Origin of the sequence: uncultured Psychroserpens sp., assembly GCF_947501425.1 — a bacterium.
Classification (GTDB): domain Bacteria; phylum Bacteroidota; class Bacteroidia; order Flavobacteriales; family Flavobacteriaceae; genus Psychroserpens.
The window spans coordinates 1-925 of record NZ_CANMVN010000025.1 but is presented as its reverse complement, the minus strand read 5'-3'; the positions used below and the strand labels follow the sequence as shown (position 1 = coordinate 925).

General features: G+C 38.9%; 1 protein-coding gene. It reads right to left on the bottom strand.

Features of this window, described 5'->3' with window-relative positions; all coding sequences use genetic code 11:
- The coding region (locus Q0951_RS17030; protein ID WP_299339532.1) for a phosphoenolpyruvate carboxykinase (ATP) at nt 1-925 on the bottom strand (925 nt) is incomplete at both ends.

Sequence of the window (925 nt, the reverse complement as noted above, 5' to 3'; positions counted from 1 at the left end):
GGTTCTCCAAAACAAGCAGAGAATGATGGTACAGGTTCTGTAATGCCTGCTTCAGTACCAGCCACTTTTGCTGTGTATCCTGAAATAAAGTGATATGCTGCCTGACCTGGTGTTAACTTAGATACAGGAGGTAGTACTCCAAATGCATCACAGGTTAAGAAAAAGATATTCTTTGGATTTCCTGCATATGATGGCTGTTGGATATTATCTATATGATAAATAGGATAACTCACACGTGTGTTTTGAGTGATTGTGCTGTCCATATAATCTATTTCACCATTGTCTTTAAAGATTACATTCTCCAAAATAGCTCCTGGCTTAATAGCTCTGTAAATGTCTGGTTCTTTCTCTTCAGTAAGGTCGATCACTTTGGCATAACATCCACCTTCAAAATTGAAGATCGAGTTTTGAGCGGTCCAACCATGCTCATCATCACCAATTAACTTACGGTCAGGATCGGCAGATAAAGTTGTTTTTCCTGTTCCTGATAATCCGAAGAAAATAGCTGTATCACCATCTTCACCTACATTGGCAGAACAGTGCATTGGTAGTACATTCTTCTCCACAGGTAGAATGAAATTAAGCGCAGAGAAGATGCCTTTTTTCATTTCACCAGTATAAGCAGAACCACCAACTAAGGCAATCTTTTTAGTGAAGTTTAATATCGAGAAGTTTCCTTGTCGTAATCCGTATTTTGAAGGTTCAGCACATTCGTATCCTGGTGCACAAAGGACCAGCCATTCTTCCTGGAAATTTTCCAGTTCTTCAGCCTCTGGTCTTAAGAACATATTGTAGATGAACATATTTGACCATGGATATTCGGTCACTGTTCTTACATTCATTTTGTATTCAGGATCGGCACATACATAGCCATCTCTTACAAAAATCTCTTTTCCGCTGAGATAATGTTCAATCTCTGATTGCA